The following is a 20,070-nucleotide window of genomic DNA, read 5'->3' as shown; positions in this document are numbered from 1 at the left end:
TCAGTCCCACGGCCACACCAGGTCGTACGCCAGCCCCAGCGCCCCGTGCGCCAACAGCAGCGCCCCCGCCGCGGTCCAGCCGCCGCTGCGGCGCCGTAGGCCCCAGGCCGTGAGCGGGAGTCCGGCCGCCACTTGAGCCAGGGCCAGGGCGCGCGCCCGGGGTGTCCCCGGCCAGGGCAGCCACGGGCCCGGGTGGCCGCGCTCGGCGGCGTCGCGGTCCGCCCGTACCGCCTCGCGCCAACCCGGCCACTCGGCGGTGCGGGCGTCCGGCAGGGCTTGCGCGGCCTCGCGGAGGCGGTCGGCGGGTTCGCCCGGGGTGATGCCCTCGGGGAGCGTGACTCCCGCGCGCGTGAGGACGGCGGTCAGGGCGCGCAGGCGGGCCCTGGCGTCCGTCCCGGGGTCGGGTTTCGTGAGCTGGTCCAGGTCCTGCATGTCGAGCACCGGGTCCAGGCCCAGGCGGTCCGCGAACGTGCGCATGGCCTCGTCCTCGCCGGCCGGGGTGCCGTTCGCGAGCCAGACATAGGCCACCGGGCGACGGAAGCCCGAGGCGAGGGTGAAGCCGGCGCGGTCGGCGTCCCACCACAGGGCGAGTACGGGCCGGGGGGCGCCGACGGCGAGAGCCGTGGCCCAGCCGGTCAGGACGCGGTCGACGGGTTCGCCGCCGTGCAGCCAGGGCCGTCCCTCGGGAAGGAGCACGCTCCAGGCGTCGCCCGCCGGGGCGAGCAGCATGCGGTCGCGCAGGAGGTGGGCGGCGGGGGCGACGGACTCGGGCTGCGCCCGGCACAGGAGCAGGGCACCGACGTTCGACATGCTCACACGCTAGGGCGATGCGACCGTTCCGGTCATTTCCGAGGCCGCGGAGATCACCGGAACGAGTGTCTTGACTTTCCCCGTCCGCGATATATCGTGAATTGCAGGAGACGCGATATGGCGCGTTACGAACGGGGAGGTCTGCACCATGTCCGAGTGGTCTGTCGGTGAGCCGCGGAAGCTCACCTTCGACAAGCCCGTCCGCGAACTCCACGTACGCATCGTCAACGGAACGGTGAACGTGGTGGGCACGGACGAAGGTTCCGCCCGACTGGAGGTCTCCGAGATCGAGGGACCACCGCTGCTGGTGAGCCAGGAGGGCGGCGCGCTCACCGTCGCTTACGACGACCTGCCGTGGAAGGGCTTCCTCAAGTGGCTCGACCGCAAGGGCTGGCGGCGCAGCGCCGTCGTCTCCCTCGCCGTCCCTGCCGACACGCGCGTGGAGGTGGGCGTGGTGGGCGCCGCCGCGGTGATCTCCGGGATAGACGGGCGTACGGAGGTGAAGGGGGTCACCGGCGACACCACCCTGGTGGGACTGACCGGCCCGGTGCGCGCCGACACCGTCTCGGGGAACCTGGAGGCGCAGGCCCTCCGTGGCGACCTCCGCTTCAACTCCGTCTCCGGGGATCTGACGGTCGTCGAGGCGGGATCCTCGGTCAAGGCGGACTCGGTCAGCGGCTCGATGATCGTCGACCTCGATCCGGCGAGCCGCCCGACGAGCATCGTCCTGGCGAACGTCTCCGGCGAGATCGCCATCCGGCTGCCCCACCCGGCGGATGCCGAGGTGGAGGCGAACACGGCGAGCGGGACGGTGTCCAACGCCTTCGAGGACCTGCGGGTCAGCGGCCAGTGGGGAGCCAAGAGGATCACCGGACGGCTCGGCTCGGGCAGCGGAAGCCTGAAGGCGACGACCGTCTCGGGCTCGATCGCCCTGCTGCGGCGGCCCCCGGCGGAGGACGAGCCGTGGGACGTGGCGCCGGAGGACATCGGCCCCCTGGTCGAGGACACGCGTCCGGCGGATGCGGAGCCGGCCGTCGAGACCGGCCCGGCGAGCACCCCGGCGGACGGACCGCACAAGGACTCGGGGGACAATTCCGTTTCCGGCCAGGACGACGCCCCGACCGACGCCCCTGCCGACGGCACGACCGACAAGAAGGTGCTCTGACATGCCTCCCGTCTTCGCCCACGGCCGCCTCCGCCTCTACCTGCTGAAGCTACTGGACGAGGCCCCGCGCCACGGCTACGAGGTGATCCGCCTCCTCGAGGAGCGCTTCCAGGGGCTGTACGCGCCGTCGGCGGGCACCGTCTACCCCCGCCTGGCCAAGCTGGAGGCCGAGGGCCTGGTCACCCACACCACCGAGGGCGGCCGCAAGGTGTACGCCATCACGGACGCGGGCCGCGCCGAACTGGCCGACCGCAGCGGCGAACTGGCCGACCTGGAGCTGGAGATCCGCGAGTCGGTCGCGGAACTCGCCGCCGAGATCCGGGCCGATGTGCGCGGCGCGGCAGGCGATCTGCGGCGCGAGATGCGGGCCGCGGCCACGGAGGCCCGGCAGGGCTCCGGCGGCAAGGGGCGCCGCGAAGGGGACGGCCCCCTCGGTGACTTCGGGGAGTACGCCGACAAGGAGTCCTGGCGTGCCGCGAAGGAGGAGATGCGGCGCGTCAAGCAGGAGTGGAAGGAGCAGGCCCGGCGCGCCAAGGACGAGAGCCGCAGGGCCCGCGAGGAGGCCCAGCGCGCCCGACGCCAGGCCAAGGAGGCGCAGGAACAGGCCCGGGCCCAGGCCCAGGAGGAGCTGCAGCGCATCGCCAAGCGGGTGCAGGAGCAGGTGCAGGACCACTTCGCGCGGGGCGACTGGCCGACGGGGGTGCGCGAGGGCCTGACCGAACTGGCCAAGGAGTTCGGTGACTTCGGGAAGGATTTCGGCAGGGAGTTCGGAAAGGACCTCGGCTTCGGACGGCCCGGCACCGGCACCTCGGCACCGCGGCCCGAGTACTCGCACACCGAGTACTCGCACACCAAGGAGGACTTCCCGGCGGAGTACGAACCGTCGTGGGCGCACGAGGCCACCACCGGAGACCCGTCCCGCGACCTCGACCGCCTGCTGGACCGCTTCCGCGACGACATCCGTGACGCGGCGCGGGACCACGGCGTCACCGACGAACAGCTCCGCGACGCACGCCGCCATCTGTCGACGGCGGCGGCACACATCGGAGCGATACTGCGCGCACCGAGGGTGTAGCAGCAGGCGGGCCGCTCTCCGCGGAGGCGAAGGCAGTCGTCAGGTGCACTGCCAGAGGAAGCGGCCCTCCTTGCCGTCCGGGGAGAGGAAGGCATAACCGACGCCCGCGTCACCGAAGGCGAAGTGATAGGGCAGGTTGCCGGCATCCAGTTGGACCACCAGTTCCCAGCCCTCGCCGGGTGTCTGGTCGCCCTGGAGCCAGTGCGGTTCGACGCCGGGACCGCCGAGGTACTGCCAGGGGCGGCGGTCCTCCCCCGCATCACCCTCGGCTGTGCCGGACGCGCCGGTCGCGCGCGGCACCTGGTCGGTACCGCAACTCGGACCCTCGGCCCGCCGTTCGACGGTCACGAAGTCCGGTACACGGCCGCCGGGTTGGATGAGGAGGGCGTTCTCCCCGCCCTCCGGTTCCCAGGTGTTGTCGACCTGATCGTCGCTGGTCATGAACAGGTACGCGAGACGGCCGCCGCCCAGGGCGAACTGCCCGAGGAACTCCATCGGCCGGCCCGTCTCGCGCGACAGCGGCCACTGCGGCTCCTCCAGCCACACGGGCTGCCCGCCCACCTTGGTCACCGCCTCACGTACGGCCCCGTCCGCAGGGACGAACACGAGCGGCACGGGCTCGGACACGGTCATGAGAGCTCCTTCGAAGGACCAGGCCAACCCGGCAGGCCCCACCCTAGGACCCACCACGAACGCCCCCGGCCCAGCACACCCGACCGCCGCCCCCGTCATGTGCGCCCGGTCATCCGGCCTTCGCCTCACCGCGCCCGCCGAACAGCACCCGTATCAGCGACTCGTGTGTCACTCCGCGGTCGGCGAGGATCTCGGCGGGGATGCCGGGACGGGCGGTCAGCGCCAGGAGGATGTGCTCGTCGCCGATGTGCCGGTCGCCGTGCGCGACGGCGGTGCGCAGCGACGTCTCGAGGATCCGCTTGGCGCCACGGCCGAAGCTGCGGCGCCCCGGCCGCCGGCCCTTGTCCCTGCGATCGCCGGACATCGCCCCGACGCCGTGCACGGCCTCGACGCGGGCGACGATCTCCGACACGTCGATCCCCAGCCCGGAGAGAGCGTCGGCCTCGGACCGGGACAGCCCGGCCCGCCGACGGGCCTCGGCCACCGCCTCCCGTACCGACTCCTTGTGGTCGCCCGTCACCCCGAGGGAGGTGAGCGCGAACGAGGCGCGGCTGCCCTCGCGGTCGAGCAGCGCGAGCAGTATGTGCTCGGCCTCGACGGACGGCGCCCCTGCCCGCTCCGCGTGCTCGACCGCCGCCTGCACCGCCCCACGGGCGTCCTTCGTGAACCGCTCGAACATCAATGCCTCCCGTACTTCTTGTGCACGGCCTGCCTGCTGACTCCGAGTTCCGCGGCGATCTCCTGCCACGACCAGCCCTGATGGCGCGCACTGCGCACCTGCACCGCCTCCAGCTGCTCCAGCAGCCTGCGCAGAGCGGCGACGGCACGCAGTCCGACCCGTGGATCGCGGTCGCCCGCGCGCTCGGCGAGATCCGTTGCTTCGGTCATGATGTCAACTTACGTTGACACACCCGCTCGTGTCAACCATGGTTGACAAACGCCGACGGCCGGCCCGAAGCCGGGCCGGCCGTCACTCGTGCGGACAGGGGACGTCAGTCGTTGGTGAGCACGATCTTCCCGAACTGCTCTCCGGAAGCCATCCGTTCGAAGCCCTCCCGCGCCCGGTCCATCGGCAGCGTCTCGTCGATGACAGGACGTACACCGGTGGCGGCGCAGAAGGAGAGCAGGTCCTCCAGCTCGTCCTTGGTGCCCATCGTGGAGCCGACGACCTTGAGTTCGAGGAAGAAGATGCGGGTCAGCTCGGCGTGCGAGGGCCGGTCACCGCTCGTCGCACCCGAGATGACGAGCGTGCCGCCCGGCTTCAGCGACTTCACCGAGTGCGACCAGGTGGCGGCGCCGACGGTCTCGATGACGGCGTCGACGCGCTGCGGCAGCCGCGCCCCCGACTCCAGCGCCTCGACGGCACCCAGTTCCACGGCCCGCTTCCGCTTGGCCTCGTCCCGGCTGGTGGCGAAGACCCGCAGCCCCGCAGCCTTCCCGAGCACGATCGCGGCCGTCGCGACCCCGCCGCCGGCGCCCTGTACGAGGACCGAATCGCCGGGACGTACGCCCGCGTTGGTGAAGAGCATGCGGTACGCCGTCAGCCAGGCCGTGGGCAGACAGGCGGCCTCCGCGAAGGAGAGTTCCCTGGGCTTGGGCAGGATGTTCCAGGTCGGCACGGCGACCTGCTCGGCGAACGTGCCCTGGTAGTGCTCGGTGAGGATGGAACGTGGTTCTTTGGGGCCGACGCCGTGACCGCTCTGTCCGATCACGGAGTGCAGGACGACCTCGTTGCCGTCCTCGTCGACACCGGCGGCATCGCAGCCGAGGATCATCGGCAGTTTGTCCTCGGACAGGCCCACGCCCCTCAGGGACCAGAGGTCGTGGTGGTTGAGGGAGGCGGCCTTGACGTCGACGACACTCCAGCCGGGCCGGGCCCCGGGAGCGGGCCGGTCCCCCAACTCGAGGCCGCTGAGTGGCTGGTCACGGTCGATTCGGGCGGCGTAGACGGCGAACATGACCTTGACGATAGGCGGCGGCTCGGGCCGACGGAACCACGAGGACCTGTGACACACGCCCTCTTGTCACAGGCGACATGCTGATGCTGGTCAGCGCTCCCAGCCAGTCCGGCGTTTGAGGACGAGGCCTTTCGGGCCGAAGGGTGTCTGGGGGCACGGCCCCCAGGGCCACAAGCCCCCACCGCCCCGCACCCGCCGACGGCGAACCCCACCCACGGCAGACGTCCACCGGGTCACCCACCCGAACGGGTGGGCGGGTCAGCAAAGAAATGGCCCCGCCCAACCGGGCGGGGCCATCAAAGCCGACGGCACGTCAGCGCCGGGCCACACCCTCCGCACGGGCCGCCGCAGCAACAGCCGCCGTGACGGCCGGAGCAACCCGCTCGTCGAATGGCGACGGAATCACGTAGTCCGCGGCGAGGTCGTCTCCGACGACCCCCGCCAGCGCCTCGGCCGCCGCGATCTTCATCCCCTCGGTGATCCGAGAGGCTCGAACCTGCAGCGCACCCGCGAAGATGCCCGGGAACGCCAGCACGTTGTTGATCTGGTTCGGGAAGTCCGACCGTCCGGTCGCCACGACCGCCGCGTACTTGTGCGCGACGTCGGGGTGCACCTCGGGGTTCGGGTTGGCCATGGCGAACACGAACGCGCCCTCGGCCATCGAAGCCACCGCCGACTCCGCGACCGTACCGCCGGAGACGCCGATGAAGACGTCCGCACCTTCAAGAGCCGCCTCCAGCGGGCCGGTGATGCCGGCCTTGTTGGTGAAGGAGGCGAGCTCCCGCTTGACGTCCGTCAGGTCGTCCCGGTCGGCCGACACGATGCCCTTGCGGTCGGCCACCGCGACATCCCCGATACCGGCCTCGACCAGCATCTTGGCGATGGCGACACCGGCCGCGCCGGCACCCGAGATGACGGCCCGCAGATCCCCGACGGCCCGCCCGCTCAGCCGCGCGGCGTTGCGCAGGGCCGCCAGCGTCACGACCGCCGTGCCGTGCTGGTCGTCGTGGAAGACCGGAATGTCCAGCCGCTCCTGCAGCTTCCGCTCGATCTCGAAGCACCGCGGTGCCGAGATGTCCTCCAGGTTGACGCCGCCGAAGGACGGCGCGAGCCGCACCACGGTCTCGACGATCTCGTCGACACCGGTGCAGTCGAGCGCGATCGGCACGGCGTCGACGCCGCCGAACTGCTTGAACAGAATCGCCTTGCCTTCCATCACCGGAAGGGAGGCCTCGGGGCCGATGTCCCCGAGTCCGAGCACGGCCGTGCCGTCGGTGACCACGGCCACGACGGACGACTTCCACGTGTAGTCGTGGACGAGTTCCGGCTGCTCGGCGATGGCGCTGCACACCTTCGCAACGCCGGGCGTGTACGCCAGGGACAGGTCGTCCTTGTCACGGACCGGCACGGTGGCCTGCACGGCCATCTTGCCGCCGCGGTGCAGCGCGAACGCCGGATCGAAGGAATCGAGGGGCTCGGCCCCGCCGTCCTGATCCGTACTGCTGTCGCTGCGAGGATTGACGATCTCCGCTGCCACTTTGTTTTACCCCTTAAGTCTTCATTGGTTGAGGGTGGCCACTCCTGGTGAGGGGTGGGCGGGCACCGCGTCAGTCCCGGTCGGTGTTGCGTACGGGTCCTGCGCGACGGGCGCGCCGCACACGCGCCCTGAGCCCCGGATGAGGGGTGTAAAGAACCTTCTTACCGGACGCACCGGGCCAAGGACGAGTCCAATAAGGGCAAGGTCACATCGCGGAACCCGAAGGTCACATCTCGGCCACAAGGTTCGTCCCGAAATATAGGCACACGTCCTCGACGCATCAGCGACGGACCCTCGACCGGCGGCCCAACAGTGATCAACGCCTCGGAGCGCAGGTCCGCATCCCGAGATGCGTCGAAGATCTTCCGGCCGGAAGGCCGGATTCCCGCAGATGGTCCGGCCATGTTGTACCGGCCTGGTGCGGTTCGGGGGTCACCCGTTATCCGATTTTGACATGACGGGTCCCCTGAACGGCTTAGTCCGAATGGCAAGATGCCGTAAACCCACGAGGTCGCGACACCCGAAGGTGTGTGACTCGTCGACCCGTCGGCAACTCCACCCATCTGCCGGAGGAACCCACCATGACCGCAAGCTCCACCCGTCGTACGACCGCCGCACGCTCCCGTCTGGCAGCGGTCGGTGCGACCGCGGTCGCAGGCGCCCTGATCCTCACCGGCTGCGGTGACCACACGGACAAGGGCGGCAGCAGCAACAGCTCGGGCGCGTCCTCGGCTCCCCTCGCCTCCAAGCTCCCTGCCGACATCCGTAAGGCGGGCGTCATCAAGGTGGGCTCCGACATCGCCTACCCGCCGGTCGAGTTCATCCAGAACGGCAAGACGGTCGGCATCGACCCCGACATCGCGGACGCCCTCGGCAAACAGCTCGGCGTGAAGCTCGACTTCCAGAACGGCAAGTTCGACAACCTGATCGTGGGCCTGCAGGCCAACCGCTTCCAGGTGATCATGTCGGCGATGAGCGACACCAAGGACCGCCAGAACGGCATCAACTCCGACAACGGCCAGAAGGTGGGCAACGGCGTCGACTTCGTCGACTACTTCACCGCCGGTACCTCGATCCTGGTCCAGAAGGGGAACCCGAAGGGCGTCAAGTCGCTCGACGACCTGTGCGGCAAGGTCGTGGCCCTGCAGAAGGGCACTACCTCGGAGGACATCGCCAAGACGCAGAGCAAGAAGTGTACGAAGGATGGCAAGAAGGCCATCGACCTGCAGACCTTCGACACCGACCCCGAGGCGCTGCTCCGTCTGAAGCAGGGTGCCTCCGTCGCCGACCTGAACGACTTCCCGGTGGCGGCGTACAACGCGAAGACCTCCAGCGGCGGCAAGGACTTCGAGGTCACCGGAGACCAGATCGAGGCGGGTCCGTACGGCATCGCCGTCAGCAAGACCAACACGCAGCTGCGCGACGCCCTCCAGGCCGCGATGAGCGCGATCATCAAGAACGGCGACTACACCAAGATCCTGCAGAAGTGGAACGTCACGGACGGCGCGGTGACCGAGTCGAAGATCAACGGCGGCTCCTGAACCACACGCAGCTGAAAGGCAGTCACCGTGACTGACACTCTCGACAAGGCTCCGGCGTCCGTGCCGCCGGAGCAGATCAAGGCCATCCCGGTGCGCCACTACGGCCGCTGGGTGGCCGGCGCCCTGGTCATCGCGGTCCTGGTGCTGATCGGCATCGCCTTCTCCAACGCGAAGATCAACTACAGCATCATCCCGGACTATCTGTTCGACGGCGGCATCGTGAGCGGTGCCTGGACGACGCTGTACATATCCGTGCTGGCCATGGTGCTGGGTGTCGCCCTCGGCATCGTCCTCGCCGTGATGCGGCTGTCCTCGAACCCGGTGACCAGCACCGTGGCCTGGTTCTACATCTGGTTCTTCCGCGGCACCCCGGTCCTGGTGCAGCTGCTGCTCTGGTACAACATCTCGCTCGTCTTCCCCATCCTGAACCTGGGGTTCTACAAGAACGAGATGAACCAGGTGATGACGCCGGTCCTGACGGCGCTGCTGGGGCTCGGCCTGAACGAGGCCGCGTACATGTCGGAGATCGTCCGGGCCGGCATCCAGTCGGTCGACGAGGGCCAGACGGAGGCCTCGCACGCGCTGGGCATGACGCAGGGCCAGACGCTGCGGCGGGTGATCCTCCCGCAGGCCATGCGGGTCATCGTCCCGCCGACCGGCAACGAGTACATCAACATGCTGAAGACCTCGTCGCTGGCGTACGCGGTCCAGCTCCCCGAGCTGATCAAGAAGGCCACGGACATCTCCAGCACCTCGCTGGCGGTCGTGGAGATGTACTTCGTGGCCTGCATCTGGTACCTGTTCCTGACCACGATCTTCAGCATCGTGCAGTACTACGTCGAACGCCGTTACGCCCGCGGTTCGACCCGCAACCTGCCGGCGACGCCGTTGCAGAAGGTCAGAGCCAACTTGACCAAGATGAACATGCTCTCCCTCTCCAACTGGCGGCGGTAACCCATGAACGCAATGGTGAAGGCCGAGGGCGTGCACAAGTCCTTCGGTCTCGCGCACATCCTCAAGGGCATCGACCTGGAGGTGAACCCGCGCGAGGTGTTCTGCCTGATCGGCCCCTCCGGCTCGGGCAAGTCCACGTTCCTGCGGTGCATCAACCACCTGGAGAAGATCAGCGCCGGCCGGCTGTACGTCGACGGTCAGCTGGTCGGCTACCGGCAGAGCGGCGACAAGCTCTACGAGCTGAAGGAGAAGGAGGTCGCCGCGCAACGGCGGGACATCGGCATGGTGTTCCAGCGCTTCAACCTCTTCCCGCACATGACGGCGCTGGAGAACGTCATGGAGGCGCCGGTCCAGGTCAAACGCGAGTCGAAGGCGGTCGCCCGGGAGCGCGCGCAGCGGCTGCTGGACCGGGTCGGCCTCGGCGACAAGACCGGCCACTACCCGTCCCAGCTCTCCGGCGGCCAGCAGCAGCGCGTCGCCATCGCCCGCGCGCTGGCGATGGAGCCCAAGCTGATGCTCTTCGACGAGCCGACCTCGGCCCTCGACCCGGAGCTGGTCGGCGAGGTCCTCGACGTGATGCGGGACCTCGCGGAGGACGGAATGACGATGATCGTCGTCACCCACGAGATGGGCTTCGCCCGCGAGGTCGGCGACTCGCTCGTCTTCATGGACGACGGCGTGGTGGTCGAGTCCGGCCACCCGCGCGAGGTGCTGACGAACCCGCAGCACGAGCGCACGAAGTCGTTCCTGTCGAAGGTGCTGTAGCGGTACGACGGGAGATACGACGGGAAGGGGCGGTACGGGTGTCCCGTACCGCCCCTTCTCAGTTCCGGCCTTCCCGGTTCCGGCCGGCCGACGTCACTTCAGCGCCAGCAGCAACGTGTCCGCCGGCGAACACCACACTGCCCGGGCCTCCCCGAACCCCTTCTCCCGCAGTACGCGCGCATGCCACTGCGCCGAGGGCATGTCGCCGTCCGCGTGGTCGCCGTAGATCTCGAAGCGGCGGGCCGTCGGACCGGCGAGGACGGGATCCTTCGCGGCGAGCTGCCACCACTCCGCCCAGTCCAGGGCTCCGTCCCGCGTGGCCTGATCCATGCGGGCGTGGCGCAGGGCGCGCTCCGCCGCGTTGATCCGGGGCGTGGTCTCGTCGATCATGTGGTCGGCGTTCATGAAGACGCCGCCGTGGCGGACCAGCCCGGCGATCCGGCCGTACAGGGCCGCGAGGGGGGCGCTGTGCAGCCAGTGGAGGGCGGTGGCGGTGAGCACCGCGTCGTACGTCTCGTACGGCAGCCGCGCCGGCCAGTCCGGGTCCTTGAGGTCGGCCTCGACGAAGGTGACCCGGTCGTCGCCCTCGAAGGTGCCGCGGGCGATGGCGAGGAGCGCGGGGTCGAGGTCGATGCCGGTGCTGGTGGCGTCCGGGAAGCGGGCGAGCAGACGGGCCGTGATGCTGCCGGTGCCGCAGGCGAGGTCGAGGATGCGCGGCTCGGGCCCTACGCAGGCCTCGACCATGTCGAGCATGATGCGGAACCGCTCCTCGCGGTCCGGCATGTACCACTCCTGCTGCCGGTCCCAGCTCTCCTGCCAGGCCTGCCAGTCGGTCCCCGTCGTACCGGTTCCGGTTGCCGTGGTTCCACTCATGGAATCCCTCTCCCCTCACCCGCGTAATACCCTGGAAGTACAGGCAGTCGTTACCTCTTCGCACCCACGACCATAGAGCCCCTCCGTAAGGACCACAAGTGGAACTGGCCTATTACTCGGATTACGCCGTGCGACTCGTCAACAGCGAGGAGCCGGCCCGGGGCAAGGACAACCTGACCTCCGTCGAGGCCGTCCGCGACCTGTTCGGCGGCAACGCGTCGGCGGCCCGCCGCGCCACCGACGCCGACGTGACGCGCTTCCGCTCGGTCAGGGCCCGGCTGCGCGCGGTCTTCGAGGCCGCCGACAAGGGCGACGAGACGCTCGCGGTGGACCTGCTGAACTCACTCCTGCTGGAGTTCCCGGTCAGCCCGCAGATCTCGGGCCACGACTTCCGGGACGACGACGGCCGTCCGCTGTGGCACATGCACCTGGCCGACCATCCCTCGAACGCGACCGCCGGCTACGCGGCCATCGCGGCGATGGGCCTGGCCTTCCACCTGACGGAGTACGGCGTCGACCGGCTGGGCCTGTGCGAGGCGGCGCCCTGCCGCAACGCCTATCTGGACACCTCCACCAACCGCTCCCGGCGCTACTGCTCCGACCGCTGCGCGACCCGGGCCAACGTGGCCGCCTACCGCGCCCGCAAACGCCTGGAGGCCGACCGGTCCGACAGCACGGGCCTGGCGGCCGACAGCGCCCAGCGCGCCAGCGCGAACGGCGAGCGCTGATCCGCCTTCAGCGGCCGGTACCGAAAGCGCACCTTGCCGAGGACCAGGTCCTCCGGGACGGTCCCGTAGTCCGTGCTGTCCCCACCCGCGTAGGCGTTGTCGCCGAGCACCCACCAGCCGCCGTCGCGCCGCTCGGCGGCCCGCTTCACGACCAGCAGGTCCTGCTGGAACGGGTGCCGCAGCACGACCACGTCTCCTGGCCTGATCCGGGCGCCGTACTGCACCACGAGCCGGTCCCCGTGGTGGAGCGTGGGCACCATGGACGGACCGGTCACCTCTGCCGCCCCGAAGGGCAGCAGCGCCCGCCCGCGCTCGATCTCCTGCGACAGCTCCGGCATCCCCGGCACCTCCCCGGTCCGATCCTCCACCAGTCTCAGTCTCACCCCGGACTTTTGTCCTAAGCCCATGGGGGCACCCGCGAAATCGCCTCCCCCAGGGAGTAATGTCCCACCTGAGAAGACGATCACGAGGAAGGAATGCTCCATGCTTTCCCGCCTGTTTGCCCCCAAGGTCAAGGTCAGCGCGCACTGCGACCTGCCCTGCGGTGTGTACGACCCGGCCCAGGCCCGCATCGAGGCGGAGTCGGTCAAGGCCATCCAGGAAAAGATTGCCGGTAACGACGACCCGCACTTCCAGGCTCGCGCCACCGTCATCAAGGAGCAGCGCGCCGAGCTCGCAAAGCACCACGTCTCGGTGCTCTGGAGCGACTACTTCAAGCCCCCGCACTTCGAGAAGTACCCGGAGCTGCACCAGCTGGTCAACGACACCCTGAAGGCCCTCTCGGCCGCCAAGGGCTCGACCGACCCGGCCACGGGCCAGAAGGCTCTGGACTACATCGCCCAGATCGACAAGATCTTCTGGGAGACCAAGAAGGCCTGACGAACGACCCGTTCGCGTGGACCCGCGATCGGTGCACCATCGCAGGTCCACGGGCGTTCCGAAGGGGCCCGGCCGGAAACCGGCCGGGCCCCTTCGGCTTCACCCGTGCGGCGGCCTCGGCGGCGGAGGAGGATGCCGCTCCTGCGGCCGATCCCAGCAGCCCGTCCCGGGCCATGCCACGGGCCAACTCCCCGGAACCCGGCCCGTCCAACTCGGGCCCGCCCCGGCGGAGTCGGCAGGCGTACCTGCCGTTGCCGGTGCCGGCCTCGACGACGCGTCCGCGCATCTCGCCCGGGCAGGTCGTGAGGAACGGTGGCATGCCTACCGACCGCCGGCCGGGCCCCCGTCGTCGTCCTCCCCCACCTCCAGCAAGCCCGCCGCCGCGCCCACGATCCGCGGATCGGGGCTGCCGACGACCTCCTCGTCCTTGCCGGTGTAGTCGAAACGGGCGAGCACGCTGCGCATGGCCTCGACGCGGGCCCGCTTCTTGTCGTTGCTCTTGACCACCGTCCAGGGCGAGTGCTCCGTGTCCGTCTCGCGGAACATGGCGACCTTCGCGGCGGTGTAGTCGTCCCAGCGGTCCAGGGAGGCCAGGTCCATGGGGCTGAGCTTCCACTGCCGTACGGGGTCGACCTGACGGATGGTGAAGCGGGTGCGCTGTTCGCCCTGGGAGACCGAGAACCAGAACTTGATCAGGTCGACGCCGTCGTCCACGAGCATCCGCTCGAAGGCGGGCGCCTGCCGCATGAAGCGCCGGTACTCGTCGTCCGAGCAGAAGCCCATGACCCGCTCGACGCCCGCCCGGTTGTACCAGGAACGGTCGAACAGCACGATCTCGCCCGCGGTCGGCAGGTGTTCGACGTAGCGCTGGAAGTACCACTGCCCGCGCTCGCGTTCGGTCGGCTTCTCCAGCGCCACCACCCGGGCGCCGCGCGGGTTGAGGTGCTCGGTGAACCGTTTGATGGTGCCGCCCTTGCCCGCCGCGTCCCGTCCCTCGAAGACGATGACGAGCCGACGCCCGGTCTCCTTGATCCAGCTCTGCAGCTTCAGCAGTTCGATCTGCTGCAGCCGCTTGTGCCAGTCGTACTCCTTGCGCTCCATGCGGTGCCCGTACGGGTAGTTCTCCCGCCAGGTGTCGATCGGGCTGCCGTCGGGGCGGATGAGCACCGGGTCGTCGGGGTCGGTGTAGTCGACCTTCAGATCGGCCGGCAGGGGTGGCGTGGTCATACCGATGTCCTTCCCGGTCTCAGTGGAACTGCGGCACGATCAGATAGATCCCGTACGCCACCACGGCGGCGCAGGCGAGGAAGCACAGGCCCGCCTGGGCGAGGCCGAGGGACGAGGTTCCGCCGCCGTCCTCGCGGGCCCCTTCGAAGCGGGCGACGCCGAGTACGCCGAGGGCGAAGACGACGACCACGGCGACGGTGACGCCGATGCTCACCGCGGTGACCTGGCCGAGTGCACTCCAGTCGAGTGTCATGCTGCGAACTCCCCGTGTTTCAGGCGGCCGTGCCGACGCGGGCCGGCGGTTCGGTGCGGAGGGTGACTTCGTGGGCGTCGTTGACGTTGCTCGCGTCCACCGGGTTGCGGCGCGAGACGAGGACGATGCCGGCAGCGACGGCGGCGCCGACCAGGGCGACGACGACCGTTCCGAAGTTGCCGCCGTGCTTGACCGCGGCCGCGGAGATGCCGCCGACCAGCGCGGCCGAGGGCAGCGTGATCAGCCAGGCGGCGACCATGCGGCCGGCGACGCCCCAGCGGACCTCCGCGAGGCGCCGGCCCAGGCCCGCGCCGAGGATGGAGCCCGAGGCGACCTGTGTGGTGGACAGGGCGAAGCCGAGGTGCGCGGAGGTGAGGATGACGGTCGTGGAGGCCGTCTCCGCGGCGAAGCCCTGCGGGGACTGGATCTCGGTCAGGCCCTTGCCCATGGTGCGGATGATCCGCCAGCCGCCCAGGTAGGTGCCGAGGCCGATGGCGAGACCGGCGGAGGCGATCACCCAGACCGGCGGGCCGGCGTCGTGGCCGAGGGCACCCGCGGAGATCAGGGTCAGCGTGATGATGCCCATGGTCTTCTGCGCGTCGTTGGTGCCGTGGGCGAGCGAGACCAGCGAGGCCGAGGCTATCTGGCCGATGCGGAAACCCTTGGTGACGGAGTCCTTGCGGCCGCGAGCGGTGAGCTTGTAGGCGAGGTAGGTGGCGATCAGGGCCGCGACCCCGGCCACGACCGGCGAGGCCACCGCGGGGATCAGCACCTTCTCGACCACCTTGTCGAAGTGCACGCCGTGGGATCCCGCGCCGACCCACACGGCGCCGATCAGCCCCCCGAACAGGGCGTGCGAGGAGCTGGAAGGCAGTCCGACCAGCCAGGTCAGCAGGTTCCACAGGATCGCCCCCACCAGCCCCGCGAAGATCATCCCCGGGCTGACGAGGGTGTCGTCCACGATGCCGCCGGAGATTGTCTTGGCGACCTCGGTGGACAGAAAGGCACCGACGATGTTGAGGACTCCGCTGACGAGCACCGCTGTTCTCGGCTTGAGGGCGCCGGTGGCGATGGAGGTGGCCATCGCGTTGGCGGTGTCATGGAATCCGTTGGTGAAGTCGAACGCCAGGGCCGTGACGATGACGACCGCCACGAGGAACGTGATGTGGTCCATTCCCACAGGGGAACAAGCGCTTTCATACGGCAGGCGAACTCCAGGCAAAGCCCACGCCAGAACCCGGCACCCGGCCGGTGAGGGTCGTGCGATGCTGACGTGGTGAACCGTGAGGATCTGGTACGCCTGCGACAGGCCCGCGACCGTATGGACCGGGAGTACGCCGAGCCCCTCGACGTGGCCGCCCTCGCGGGCACCGCCCTGATGTCCCCCGGGCACTTCCAGCGCAGTTTCCGCGAGGCGTACGGCGAGACCCCGTACGGCTATCTCATGACACGCCGCATCGAACGCGCCAAGACCCTGCTGCGGCGCGGCGACCTCACCGTCACGGAGGTCTGCATGGCGGTGGGCTGTACCTCGCTGGGCTCCTTCAGCGCCCGTTTCACGGAGCTGGTGGGCGAGACGCCGAGCTCCTACCGGGCCCGCTCACACGAGGAGAGCGCGGAGATCCCGCCGTGCGTGGTGCGCACGTACACGCGTCCCAGAAGGACGTGACGCCGGTATCGACCTTAGGTTGGCCCCATGGACCTGAAACTGCACACCTGTTTCATCGCCGTCGACGACCACGACAAGGCGATCGCCTTCTACTGCGACGTCCTGGGCCTGGAGATCCGCAACGACGTCAAGTACGAGGGAATGCGGTGGACGACCGTGGGGTCGCCGCTGCAGCCGGACGTGTCGATCGTCCTGGAGCCGCCCGCGGCCAACCCCGACCTCTCCCCCGCCGACCGTGACGCGATGGAGCAGCTGCTGGCCAAGGGCGTGCTGCGCGGGGTCAACTTCACCACCGAGGACTGCGACGCCCTCTTCGCCCGCGTCCAGGAGTCCGGCGCGGAGGTGCTCCAGGAGCCGACGGACATGCCGTACGGGGTCCGGGACTGCGCGTTCCGGGATCCGGCGGGGAACATGCTGCGGTTCATGGAGCGGAAGGGATGAGCCGACAGACCTTGTGGACCTACGCCTTCATCGACCGGCCGGTCGGATCCTTCACAGCCGCCTGCGAGTTCTGGACGACCGCCACGGGTACGCGGCTTTCCGAACTCCGTGGCGAGAACAAGAAGTTCACGACCCTTCTGCATGACGGGGCCGACGCCTGCGTCAAGGTACAGGGGGTCACCTCCGGTCCGGGCGGTGCGCATCTGGACTTCCCGGTGGCCGACGTACGGGAGTTCATAGGGTCCGCGGTGGCTCTCGGGGCGGAGGTGGAGGCCGATCACGGGACGTGGGCCGTGCTGCGGTCCCCCGCAGGACAGCAGCTGTGCACCATGCCCTGGCGCACGGAGGCGACGCGCCCGCCCGTCGTGCGGGGCAGCCGCCTCGACCAGGTCTGCGTCGACATCGCGCCTTCCGCGTACGAGGCCGAAGTCGCCTTCTGGAGCGCCCTGTTGCCGGAGTAGCGGTCCCGGCCGGGCTCGCTCCCCGAGTTCCACGTGCTCACGCCGCCGACGGGCCTCCCCCTCCGCATCCTCCTCCAGCGCCTCGGCGAGGAACGCCCCACCACCGCCCACCTGGACCTGGCCTGCACGGACATCGAGGCGACCCGCGCCGCCCACGAACGCCTCGGCGCGAAGACGGTCGCCCACGGCACCCACTGGACGGTGATGCGGGACCCGGCAGGCGGCACGTACTGCCTCACCGGCCGCGATCCGGAGACGGGCGGGCTGCCCGCGCGGGAGGCCCAGGGCTCCTAGGGCCAGGCCTGGACGCACGCGACGGCCGTGGCCCCGTCGTCGTGCGGGCACCCGGTGGCCTTCAGCGGCGGGGCGGGCGGCTCCTCGGAGGGATCGGCCCGTTCCCAGCCTAGCGGCGGCCGCGGTTCCGCGGCGTCCTGCAGCCACAGGGTGAGCCCGCCTGAGACGGCCACGGCGATCGCCCACACCACCGCGGCCCACCGCCACGCACGGCGGCGCGACACCCCCCACTCGCTTGTCATGGCGCCACGTTACGTCCTCAACCGTGCCGCCCGCCCCTGCAGATAGCGCTGTTCGGGCAGGCTCAGGGTGGCTGCGGCGGCCGACTCGTAGGCGCGGCGGGCCTCCTCGTACGCCCCCGCGCGCTCCAGGAGGTGGCCGCGCACCGCGTCGAGGCGGTGGCCCAAACCGGGGTCCAGCAGGGCCAGTTCGGCGAGCCCGGTCTCGGGGCCGTGCACCATGGCGACGGCCACGGCGCGGTTGAGGCGTTCGACGGGGCCCGGGACCATGCGGACCAGCACCTCGTACAGGCCGAGGATCTCCTCCCAGTCGGTCGCCTCCGCGGACGGCGCCTCGTCGTGCACGGCGGCGATGGCCGCGCGCACCTGGTAGGGGCCGGCGCAGCCCCGGGACAGCGCCCGGGTGACCAGGGCGACGCCCTCCTCGATCGCGGCCTTGTCCCAGCGGGCGCGGTCCTGTTCGTCGAGGGAGACGAGCTCGCCGTGCGGCCCGGTGCGGGCGTCGCGGCGGGCGTCGGTGAGCAGCATCAGGGCCAGCAGGCCGGCCACCTCGCCGTCGTCGGGCAGCAGGCGGTGGACGATACGGGCCAGCCGGATCGCCTCACCGGCCAGTTCGCGGCGCTGCAGGGCCGCTCCGGACGTCGCCGTATAGCCCTCGTTGAAGATCAGGTAGAGCGTGTGCAGGACGGCGGGCAGGCGCTTCTCCCAGTGGTCCGGCCGTCCGAAGCGCACACCGCGCACCTTCTGCTTGGCCCTGCTGATCCGCTGGGCCATCGTCGCCTCGGGCACCAGATACGCGCGGGCGATCTCGGCCGTCGTCAGACCGCCGACCGCCCGCAGGGTGAGCGCGATCTGGGCGGGCGGGGTGAGGTCCGGATGGCAGCACAGGAACAGCAGCGTGAGGGTGTCGTCCTCGCGGGGCGCCCGGTCAGGCCCGGTCGCGAGACGCGAGGTCAGCGCCGCCGCCCTCTCCTCCCGGGCCCGCCGCGCCTGCTCGGACCGCAGCGCGTCCGTCAGCCGCCGCGAGGCCACCTTGATCAGCCAGCCGCGCGGGTTGTCCGGGACGCCCGCCGAGGGCCACTGCCCGGCCGCGGCCAGCAGCGCCTCCTGTACGGCGTCCTCGGCGGCGTCGAAGTGCCCGTACCGCCTGACCAGCGCGCCGAGGACCTGCGGCGCGTGCAGGCGCAGCAGGTCCTCGACCTCGACGGTCGTGCCCATGGGTCCTCAGACGTCCGCGGAGCCGTTGTCGATGGGCCGGATCACCACGGGGTAGCTGGTGGCCCCGGCGGGCAGGGGGCACTGGACGATGCGCTCGGCGATCTCCGTGACGCGCTCCAGGCTCGCGCAGTCCAGGACCCAGTATCCGGCCAGCAGCTCCTTGGTCTCGCTGTACGGGCCGTCGGTGATCACGCTCTTGCCGTCCTCGCCGAGGCCCACCAGCCGGGTCCTCGCCGGCTCGGCCAGGCCCTGTCCGTCGATCATCTCGCCGGTCTCGGCGAGGTCGTCGTTGAGGGCGCCCATGAACGCGTACATGGCCTGGACGTCCTCCTGGCTCCAGGCCGGGGAGGTCGCACTGGCCTTGCCCTGCATACCCTCGTAGTCCGCCTGCGTGCACTGCACCATGACCAGGTACTTCATGACTCTGCTCCTTCGGCTCGCACCGCCCGCGGCGGGCGGCTCTCACGGGGGACGTCGGAGCCGGGCCAGGATTCTCGACACGGGGCTCAGGAATTTTTCGGGGCGGGTTTTGCGGGCTCCTGGACCGGTTCGGCGCCTTCGGCGGCGTACGCCTCGCACTCGGGGTTGCGACAGGGCCCCGGCACCCAGACCGGGACCCACGCACCCAGGGTCTTGTGGCGTTTGACGACCGTTTCCACAGGCTGTCCGCAGACCGGACAGACGGGTTCTGAGCTGTCCATGCCCTCAGCGTAGGCCGGTCAGCGGCGGCGCGCGTAGGTGCGGACGAGGGCGCCGTTGTCGAAGGTGCGCACCGACTCCAGCGTGAACTCGGTGACGGAGAAGCCGGCGCCGAACATCGGCATGCCCGAGCCGTAGACCTGCGGATACGTCTTGATGACCAACTCGTCGATCTCGTCGAGCAGTTCACCGGCGAGCTGCGAGCCGCCGCACAGCCAGATGCCGAGTCCGCCGTCCTCGGCCTTCAGCTCGCGGACCCTGCCGACCAGGTCCTCCGCGATGATCTCGACATGCGGGTCGGGGGACTCCTTCAGGGTGCGCGAGGCGACGTACTCACGCAGATGGGCGTACGGGCTGGTGATTCCGGCGTCGAGGGCGAGCCGGTAGCTGGCCCGGCCCTGGATGACGGTGTCGAAGCGGAGGTTGTCGCCCTTGATGCCGAGCGGCTCGCGGGCCTGGGTCGCGACGGTCTCCGGGTACGTCGAGGCGAGGAACCCGAGGAACTCCTCGTCCAGGAACGCGAACATCGACGACGCGTCGCCGTCCGGGTCCCCGATGAACCCGTCGATGGAGCAGGCGACGAAGTAGGTGAGCTTTCGCAAGCTGATCTCTTTCCGTAGGAGGCAAGACCGGTTGAACAACTACAGTTAT

24 protein-coding genes and 1 pseudogene are annotated in these 20,070 nt (G+C 70.1%); 10 read left to right on the top strand and 15 right to left on the bottom strand.

Going from position 1 to position 20,070, the window contains the following annotated elements:
* Window positions 1–810 (bottom strand): hypothetical protein, encoded by an 810-nt coding sequence (locus ACFY1U_RS09565; RefSeq protein ID WP_390693519.1) that lies wholly within the window; start codon window positions 808–810, stop codon window positions 1–3.
* Between the two features lie 148 nt (window positions 811–958).
* Here ACFY1U_RS09565 and ACFY1U_RS09560 point away from each other — a divergent pair, with 148 nt between their 5' ends.
* Together ACFY1U_RS09560 and ACFY1U_RS09555 are read left to right on the top strand one after the other, a co-directional pair.
* On the top strand, window positions 959–1,975 hold the full coding sequence (locus ACFY1U_RS09560; protein WP_390693518.1) for a DUF4097 domain-containing protein: 1,017 nt from the start codon (window positions 959–961) through the stop codon (window positions 1,973–1,975).
* A 1-nt stretch (window position 1,976) separates the two neighbouring features.
* Window positions 1,977–3,050, top strand: coding sequence for a helix-turn-helix transcriptional regulator (locus ACFY1U_RS09555; protein ID WP_390693517.1), 1,074 nt, complete (start codon window positions 1,977–1,979; stop codon window positions 3,048–3,050).
* A 39-nt stretch (window positions 3,051–3,089) separates the two neighbouring features.
* Here ACFY1U_RS09555 and ACFY1U_RS09550 read toward each other — a convergent pair whose 3' ends face one another.
* The 5 genes from ACFY1U_RS09550 to ACFY1U_RS09530 form a co-directional block, all read right to left on the bottom strand.
* Window positions 3,090–3,683 (bottom strand): hypothetical protein, encoded by a 594-nt coding sequence (locus ACFY1U_RS09550; RefSeq protein ID WP_390693516.1) that lies wholly within the window; start codon window positions 3,681–3,683, stop codon window positions 3,090–3,092.
* Between the two features lie 109 nt (window positions 3,684–3,792).
* Window positions 3,793–4,362, bottom strand: coding sequence for a Clp protease N-terminal domain-containing protein (locus ACFY1U_RS09545; protein WP_390693515.1), 570 nt, complete (start codon window positions 4,360–4,362; stop codon window positions 3,793–3,795).
* Complete coding sequence (locus tag ACFY1U_RS09540) at window positions 4,362–4,571, bottom strand: helix-turn-helix domain-containing protein (RefSeq protein WP_030038196.1); 210 nt, start codon at window positions 4,569–4,571, stop codon at window positions 4,362–4,364. The genes ACFY1U_RS09545 and ACFY1U_RS09540 overlap by 1 nt, the downstream gene beginning before the upstream one ends.
* A gap of 104 nt (window positions 4,572–4,675) precedes the next feature.
* Window positions 4,676–5,641: a zinc-binding dehydrogenase gene (locus ACFY1U_RS09535; protein WP_390693514.1), complete on the bottom strand. Its 966-nt coding sequence runs from the start codon at window positions 5,639–5,641 to the stop codon at window positions 4,676–4,678.
* Window positions 5,642–5,954: 313 nt separating this feature from the next.
* Window positions 5,955–7,178, bottom strand: coding sequence for an NADP-dependent malic enzyme (locus ACFY1U_RS09530; protein ID WP_390693513.1), 1,224 nt, complete (start codon window positions 7,176–7,178; stop codon window positions 5,955–5,957).
* Between the two features lie 581 nt (window positions 7,179–7,759).
* On the opposite strand from ACFY1U_RS09530, the gene ACFY1U_RS09525 reads away from it, so the two are divergent.
* Genes ACFY1U_RS09525 through ACFY1U_RS09515 form a run of 3 tightly spaced genes read left to right on the top strand, consistent with a single transcriptional unit; the run spans window position 7,760 to window position 10,438 of the window.
* Window positions 7,760–8,719, top strand: coding sequence for an ABC transporter substrate-binding protein (locus tag ACFY1U_RS09525; RefSeq protein ID WP_390693512.1), 960 nt, complete (start codon window positions 7,760–7,762; stop codon window positions 8,717–8,719).
* 27 nt (window positions 8,720–8,746) lie between these two features.
* A complete protein-coding gene (locus ACFY1U_RS09520) occupies window positions 8,747–9,673 on the top strand; it encodes an amino acid ABC transporter permease (protein ID WP_390693511.1) in 927 nt (308 codons plus the stop codon).
* A 3-nt stretch (window positions 9,674–9,676) separates the two neighbouring features.
* Window positions 9,677–10,438, top strand: a complete 762-nt coding sequence (locus tag ACFY1U_RS09515; protein WP_390693510.1) for an amino acid ABC transporter ATP-binding protein — start codon at window positions 9,677–9,679, stop codon at window positions 10,436–10,438.
* A 93-nt stretch (window positions 10,439–10,531) separates the two neighbouring features.
* Here ACFY1U_RS09515 and ACFY1U_RS09510 read toward each other — a convergent pair whose 3' ends face one another.
* A complete protein-coding gene (locus ACFY1U_RS09510; RefSeq protein ID WP_390693509.1) occupies window positions 10,532–11,311 on the bottom strand; it encodes a class I SAM-dependent methyltransferase in 780 nt (259 codons plus the stop codon).
* A 98-nt stretch (window positions 11,312–11,409) separates the two neighbouring features.
* On the opposite strand from ACFY1U_RS09510, the gene ACFY1U_RS09505 reads away from it, so the two are divergent.
* Window positions 11,410–12,039, top strand: coding sequence for a CGNR zinc finger domain-containing protein (locus ACFY1U_RS09505; protein WP_344405313.1), 630 nt, complete (start codon window positions 11,410–11,412; stop codon window positions 12,037–12,039).
* Here ACFY1U_RS09505 and sodX read toward each other — a convergent pair.
* Window positions 11,943–12,377 carry a nickel-type superoxide dismutase maturation protease gene (sodX, locus tag ACFY1U_RS09500; protein WP_030928924.1) on the bottom strand — a complete coding sequence of 145 codons (435 nt, stop codon included), beginning with the start codon at window positions 12,375–12,377 and terminating at the stop codon, window positions 11,943–11,945. The two genes, ACFY1U_RS09505 and sodX, sit on opposite strands and share 97 nt — an antisense overlap.
* Before the next feature lie 145 nt (window positions 12,378–12,522).
* On the opposite strand from sodX, the gene sodN reads away from it, so the two are divergent.
* Window positions 12,523–12,918 carry a superoxide dismutase, Ni gene (gene sodN, locus ACFY1U_RS09495; RefSeq protein ID WP_115905969.1) on the top strand — a complete coding sequence of 132 codons (396 nt, stop codon included), beginning with the start codon at window positions 12,523–12,525 and terminating at the stop codon, window positions 12,916–12,918.
* A 321-nt stretch (window positions 12,919–13,239) separates the two neighbouring features.
* On the opposite strand, the gene ppk2 is transcribed toward sodN, so the two are convergent.
* The 3 genes from ppk2 to ACFY1U_RS09480 are packed head-to-tail and all read right to left on the bottom strand — an operon-like array spanning window position 13,240 to window position 15,572.
* Window positions 13,240–14,145 (bottom strand): polyphosphate kinase 2, encoded by a 906-nt coding sequence (gene ppk2, locus ACFY1U_RS09490; protein WP_390693508.1) that lies wholly within the window; start codon window positions 14,143–14,145, stop codon window positions 13,240–13,242.
* Between the two features lie 19 nt (window positions 14,146–14,164).
* Window positions 14,165–14,398 (bottom strand): hypothetical protein, encoded by a 234-nt coding sequence (locus ACFY1U_RS09485; protein ID WP_115905989.1) that lies wholly within the window; start codon window positions 14,396–14,398, stop codon window positions 14,165–14,167.
* 19 nt (window positions 14,399–14,417) lie between these two features.
* Window positions 14,418–15,572 (bottom strand): anion permease, encoded by a 1,155-nt coding sequence (locus ACFY1U_RS09480; RefSeq protein ID WP_390693507.1) that lies wholly within the window; start codon window positions 15,570–15,572, stop codon window positions 14,418–14,420.
* A gap of 102 nt (window positions 15,573–15,674) precedes the next feature.
* Between ACFY1U_RS09480 and ACFY1U_RS09475 the strand changes: the two genes are divergently transcribed.
* The 3 genes and pseudogenes from ACFY1U_RS09475 (at window position 15,675) to ACFY1U_RS09465 (ending at window position 17,263) form a co-directional block, all read left to right on the top strand.
* Window positions 15,675–16,067: a helix-turn-helix transcriptional regulator gene (locus tag ACFY1U_RS09475; protein WP_390693506.1), complete on the top strand. Its 393-nt coding sequence runs from the start codon at window positions 15,675–15,677 to the stop codon at window positions 16,065–16,067.
* 27 nt (window positions 16,068–16,094) lie between these two features.
* The gene (locus ACFY1U_RS09470; RefSeq protein ID WP_115905991.1) at window positions 16,095–16,508 is read left to right on the top strand and encodes a VOC family protein; all 414 of its coding nucleotides are present in this window, start codon (window positions 16,095–16,097) and stop codon (window positions 16,506–16,508) included.
* Window positions 16,505–17,263: pseudogene (locus tag ACFY1U_RS09465) on the top strand (VOC family protein). The gene ACFY1U_RS09470 and the pseudogene ACFY1U_RS09465 overlap by 4 nt, the downstream one beginning before the upstream one ends.
* Here ACFY1U_RS09465 and ACFY1U_RS09460 read toward each other — a convergent pair.
* The 4 genes from ACFY1U_RS09460 to ACFY1U_RS09445 all read right to left on the bottom strand — a co-directional run bounded on the left by ACFY1U_RS09460 (window position 17,260) and on the right by ACFY1U_RS09445 (window position 20,021).
* On the bottom strand, window positions 17,260–17,505 hold the full coding sequence (locus ACFY1U_RS09460) for a hypothetical protein (RefSeq protein ID WP_390693505.1): 246 nt from the start codon (window positions 17,503–17,505) through the stop codon (window positions 17,260–17,262). The pseudogene ACFY1U_RS09465 and the gene ACFY1U_RS09460 sit on opposite strands and share 4 nt — an antisense overlap.
* Before the next feature lie 9 nt (window positions 17,506–17,514).
* Window positions 17,515–18,720: an RNA polymerase sigma factor gene (locus tag ACFY1U_RS09455; protein ID WP_390693504.1), complete on the bottom strand. Its 1,206-nt coding sequence runs from the start codon at window positions 18,718–18,720 to the stop codon at window positions 17,515–17,517.
* 6 nt (window positions 18,721–18,726) lie between these two features.
* The gene (locus ACFY1U_RS09450) at window positions 18,727–19,140 is read right to left on the bottom strand and encodes a YciI family protein (protein ID WP_390693503.1); all 414 of its coding nucleotides are present in this window, start codon (window positions 19,138–19,140) and stop codon (window positions 18,727–18,729) included.
* Between the two features lie 299 nt (window positions 19,141–19,439).
* Window positions 19,440–20,021, bottom strand: a complete 582-nt coding sequence (locus ACFY1U_RS09445; protein ID WP_390693502.1) for a dihydrofolate reductase family protein — start codon at window positions 20,019–20,021, stop codon at window positions 19,440–19,442.
* Window positions 20,022–20,070 lie beyond the last annotated feature (49 nt).

This window comes from Streptomyces sp. NPDC001351 (assembly GCF_042896045.1).
In the GTDB taxonomy this organism is placed as follows: Bacteria; Actinomycetota; Actinomycetes; order Streptomycetales; family Streptomycetaceae; genus Streptomyces.
Note: the sequence above shows the minus strand (reverse complement) of the source record. Positions and strands in the feature narration are given on the sequence as shown.

Coding starts and splice junctions, on each gene's coding strand:
- ACFY1U_RS09565 (WP_390693519.1), bottom strand. CDS start 810: ATGTCGAACGTCGGTGCCCTGCTCCTGTGCCGGGCGCAGCCCGAGTCC.
- ACFY1U_RS09560 (WP_390693518.1), top strand. CDS start 959: ATGTCCGAGTGGTCTGTCGGTGAGCCGCGGAAGCTCACCTTCGACAAG.
- ACFY1U_RS09555 (WP_390693517.1), top strand. CDS start 1,977: ATGCCTCCCGTCTTCGCCCACGGCCGCCTCCGCCTCTACCTGCTGAAG.
- ACFY1U_RS09550 (WP_390693516.1), bottom strand. CDS start 3,683: ATGACCGTGTCCGAGCCCGTGCCGCTCGTGTTCGTCCCTGCGGACGGG.
- ACFY1U_RS09545 (WP_390693515.1), bottom strand. CDS start 4,362: ATGTTCGAGCGGTTCACGAAGGACGCCCGTGGGGCGGTGCAGGCGGCG.
- ACFY1U_RS09540 (WP_030038196.1), bottom strand. CDS start 4,571: ATGACCGAAGCAACGGATCTCGCCGAGCGCGCGGGCGACCGCGATCCA.
- ACFY1U_RS09535 (WP_390693514.1), bottom strand. CDS start 5,641: ATGTTCGCCGTCTACGCCGCCCGAATCGACCGTGACCAGCCACTCAGC.
- ACFY1U_RS09525 (WP_390693512.1), top strand. CDS start 7,760: ATGACCGCAAGCTCCACCCGTCGTACGACCGCCGCACGCTCCCGTCTG.
- ACFY1U_RS09515 (WP_390693510.1), top strand. CDS start 9,677: ATGAACGCAATGGTGAAGGCCGAGGGCGTGCACAAGTCCTTCGGTCTC.
- ACFY1U_RS09510 (WP_390693509.1), bottom strand. CDS start 11,311: ATGAGTGGAACCACGGCAACCGGAACCGGTACGACGGGGACCGACTGG.
- sodX (WP_030928924.1), bottom strand. CDS start 12,377: ATGCCGGAGCTGTCGCAGGAGATCGAGCGCGGGCGGGCGCTGCTGCCC.
- sodN (WP_115905969.1), top strand. CDS start 12,523: ATGCTTTCCCGCCTGTTTGCCCCCAAGGTCAAGGTCAGCGCGCACTGC.
- ppk2 (WP_390693508.1), bottom strand. CDS start 14,145: ATGACCACGCCACCCCTGCCGGCCGATCTGAAGGTCGACTACACCGAC.
- ACFY1U_RS09485 (WP_115905989.1), bottom strand. CDS start 14,398: ATGACACTCGACTGGAGTGCACTCGGCCAGGTCACCGCGGTGAGCATC.
- ACFY1U_RS09480 (WP_390693507.1), bottom strand. CDS start 15,572: ATGGACCACATCACGTTCCTCGTGGCGGTCGTCATCGTCACGGCCCTG.
- ACFY1U_RS09470 (WP_115905991.1), top strand. CDS start 16,095: ATGGACCTGAAACTGCACACCTGTTTCATCGCCGTCGACGACCACGAC.
- ACFY1U_RS09460 (WP_390693505.1), bottom strand. CDS start 17,505: ATGACAAGCGAGTGGGGGGTGTCGCGCCGCCGTGCGTGGCGGTGGGCC.
- ACFY1U_RS09455 (WP_390693504.1), bottom strand. CDS start 18,720: ATGGGCACGACCGTCGAGGTCGAGGACCTGCTGCGCCTGCACGCGCCG.
- ACFY1U_RS09450 (WP_390693503.1), bottom strand. CDS start 19,140: ATGAAGTACCTGGTCATGGTGCAGTGCACGCAGGCGGACTACGAGGGT.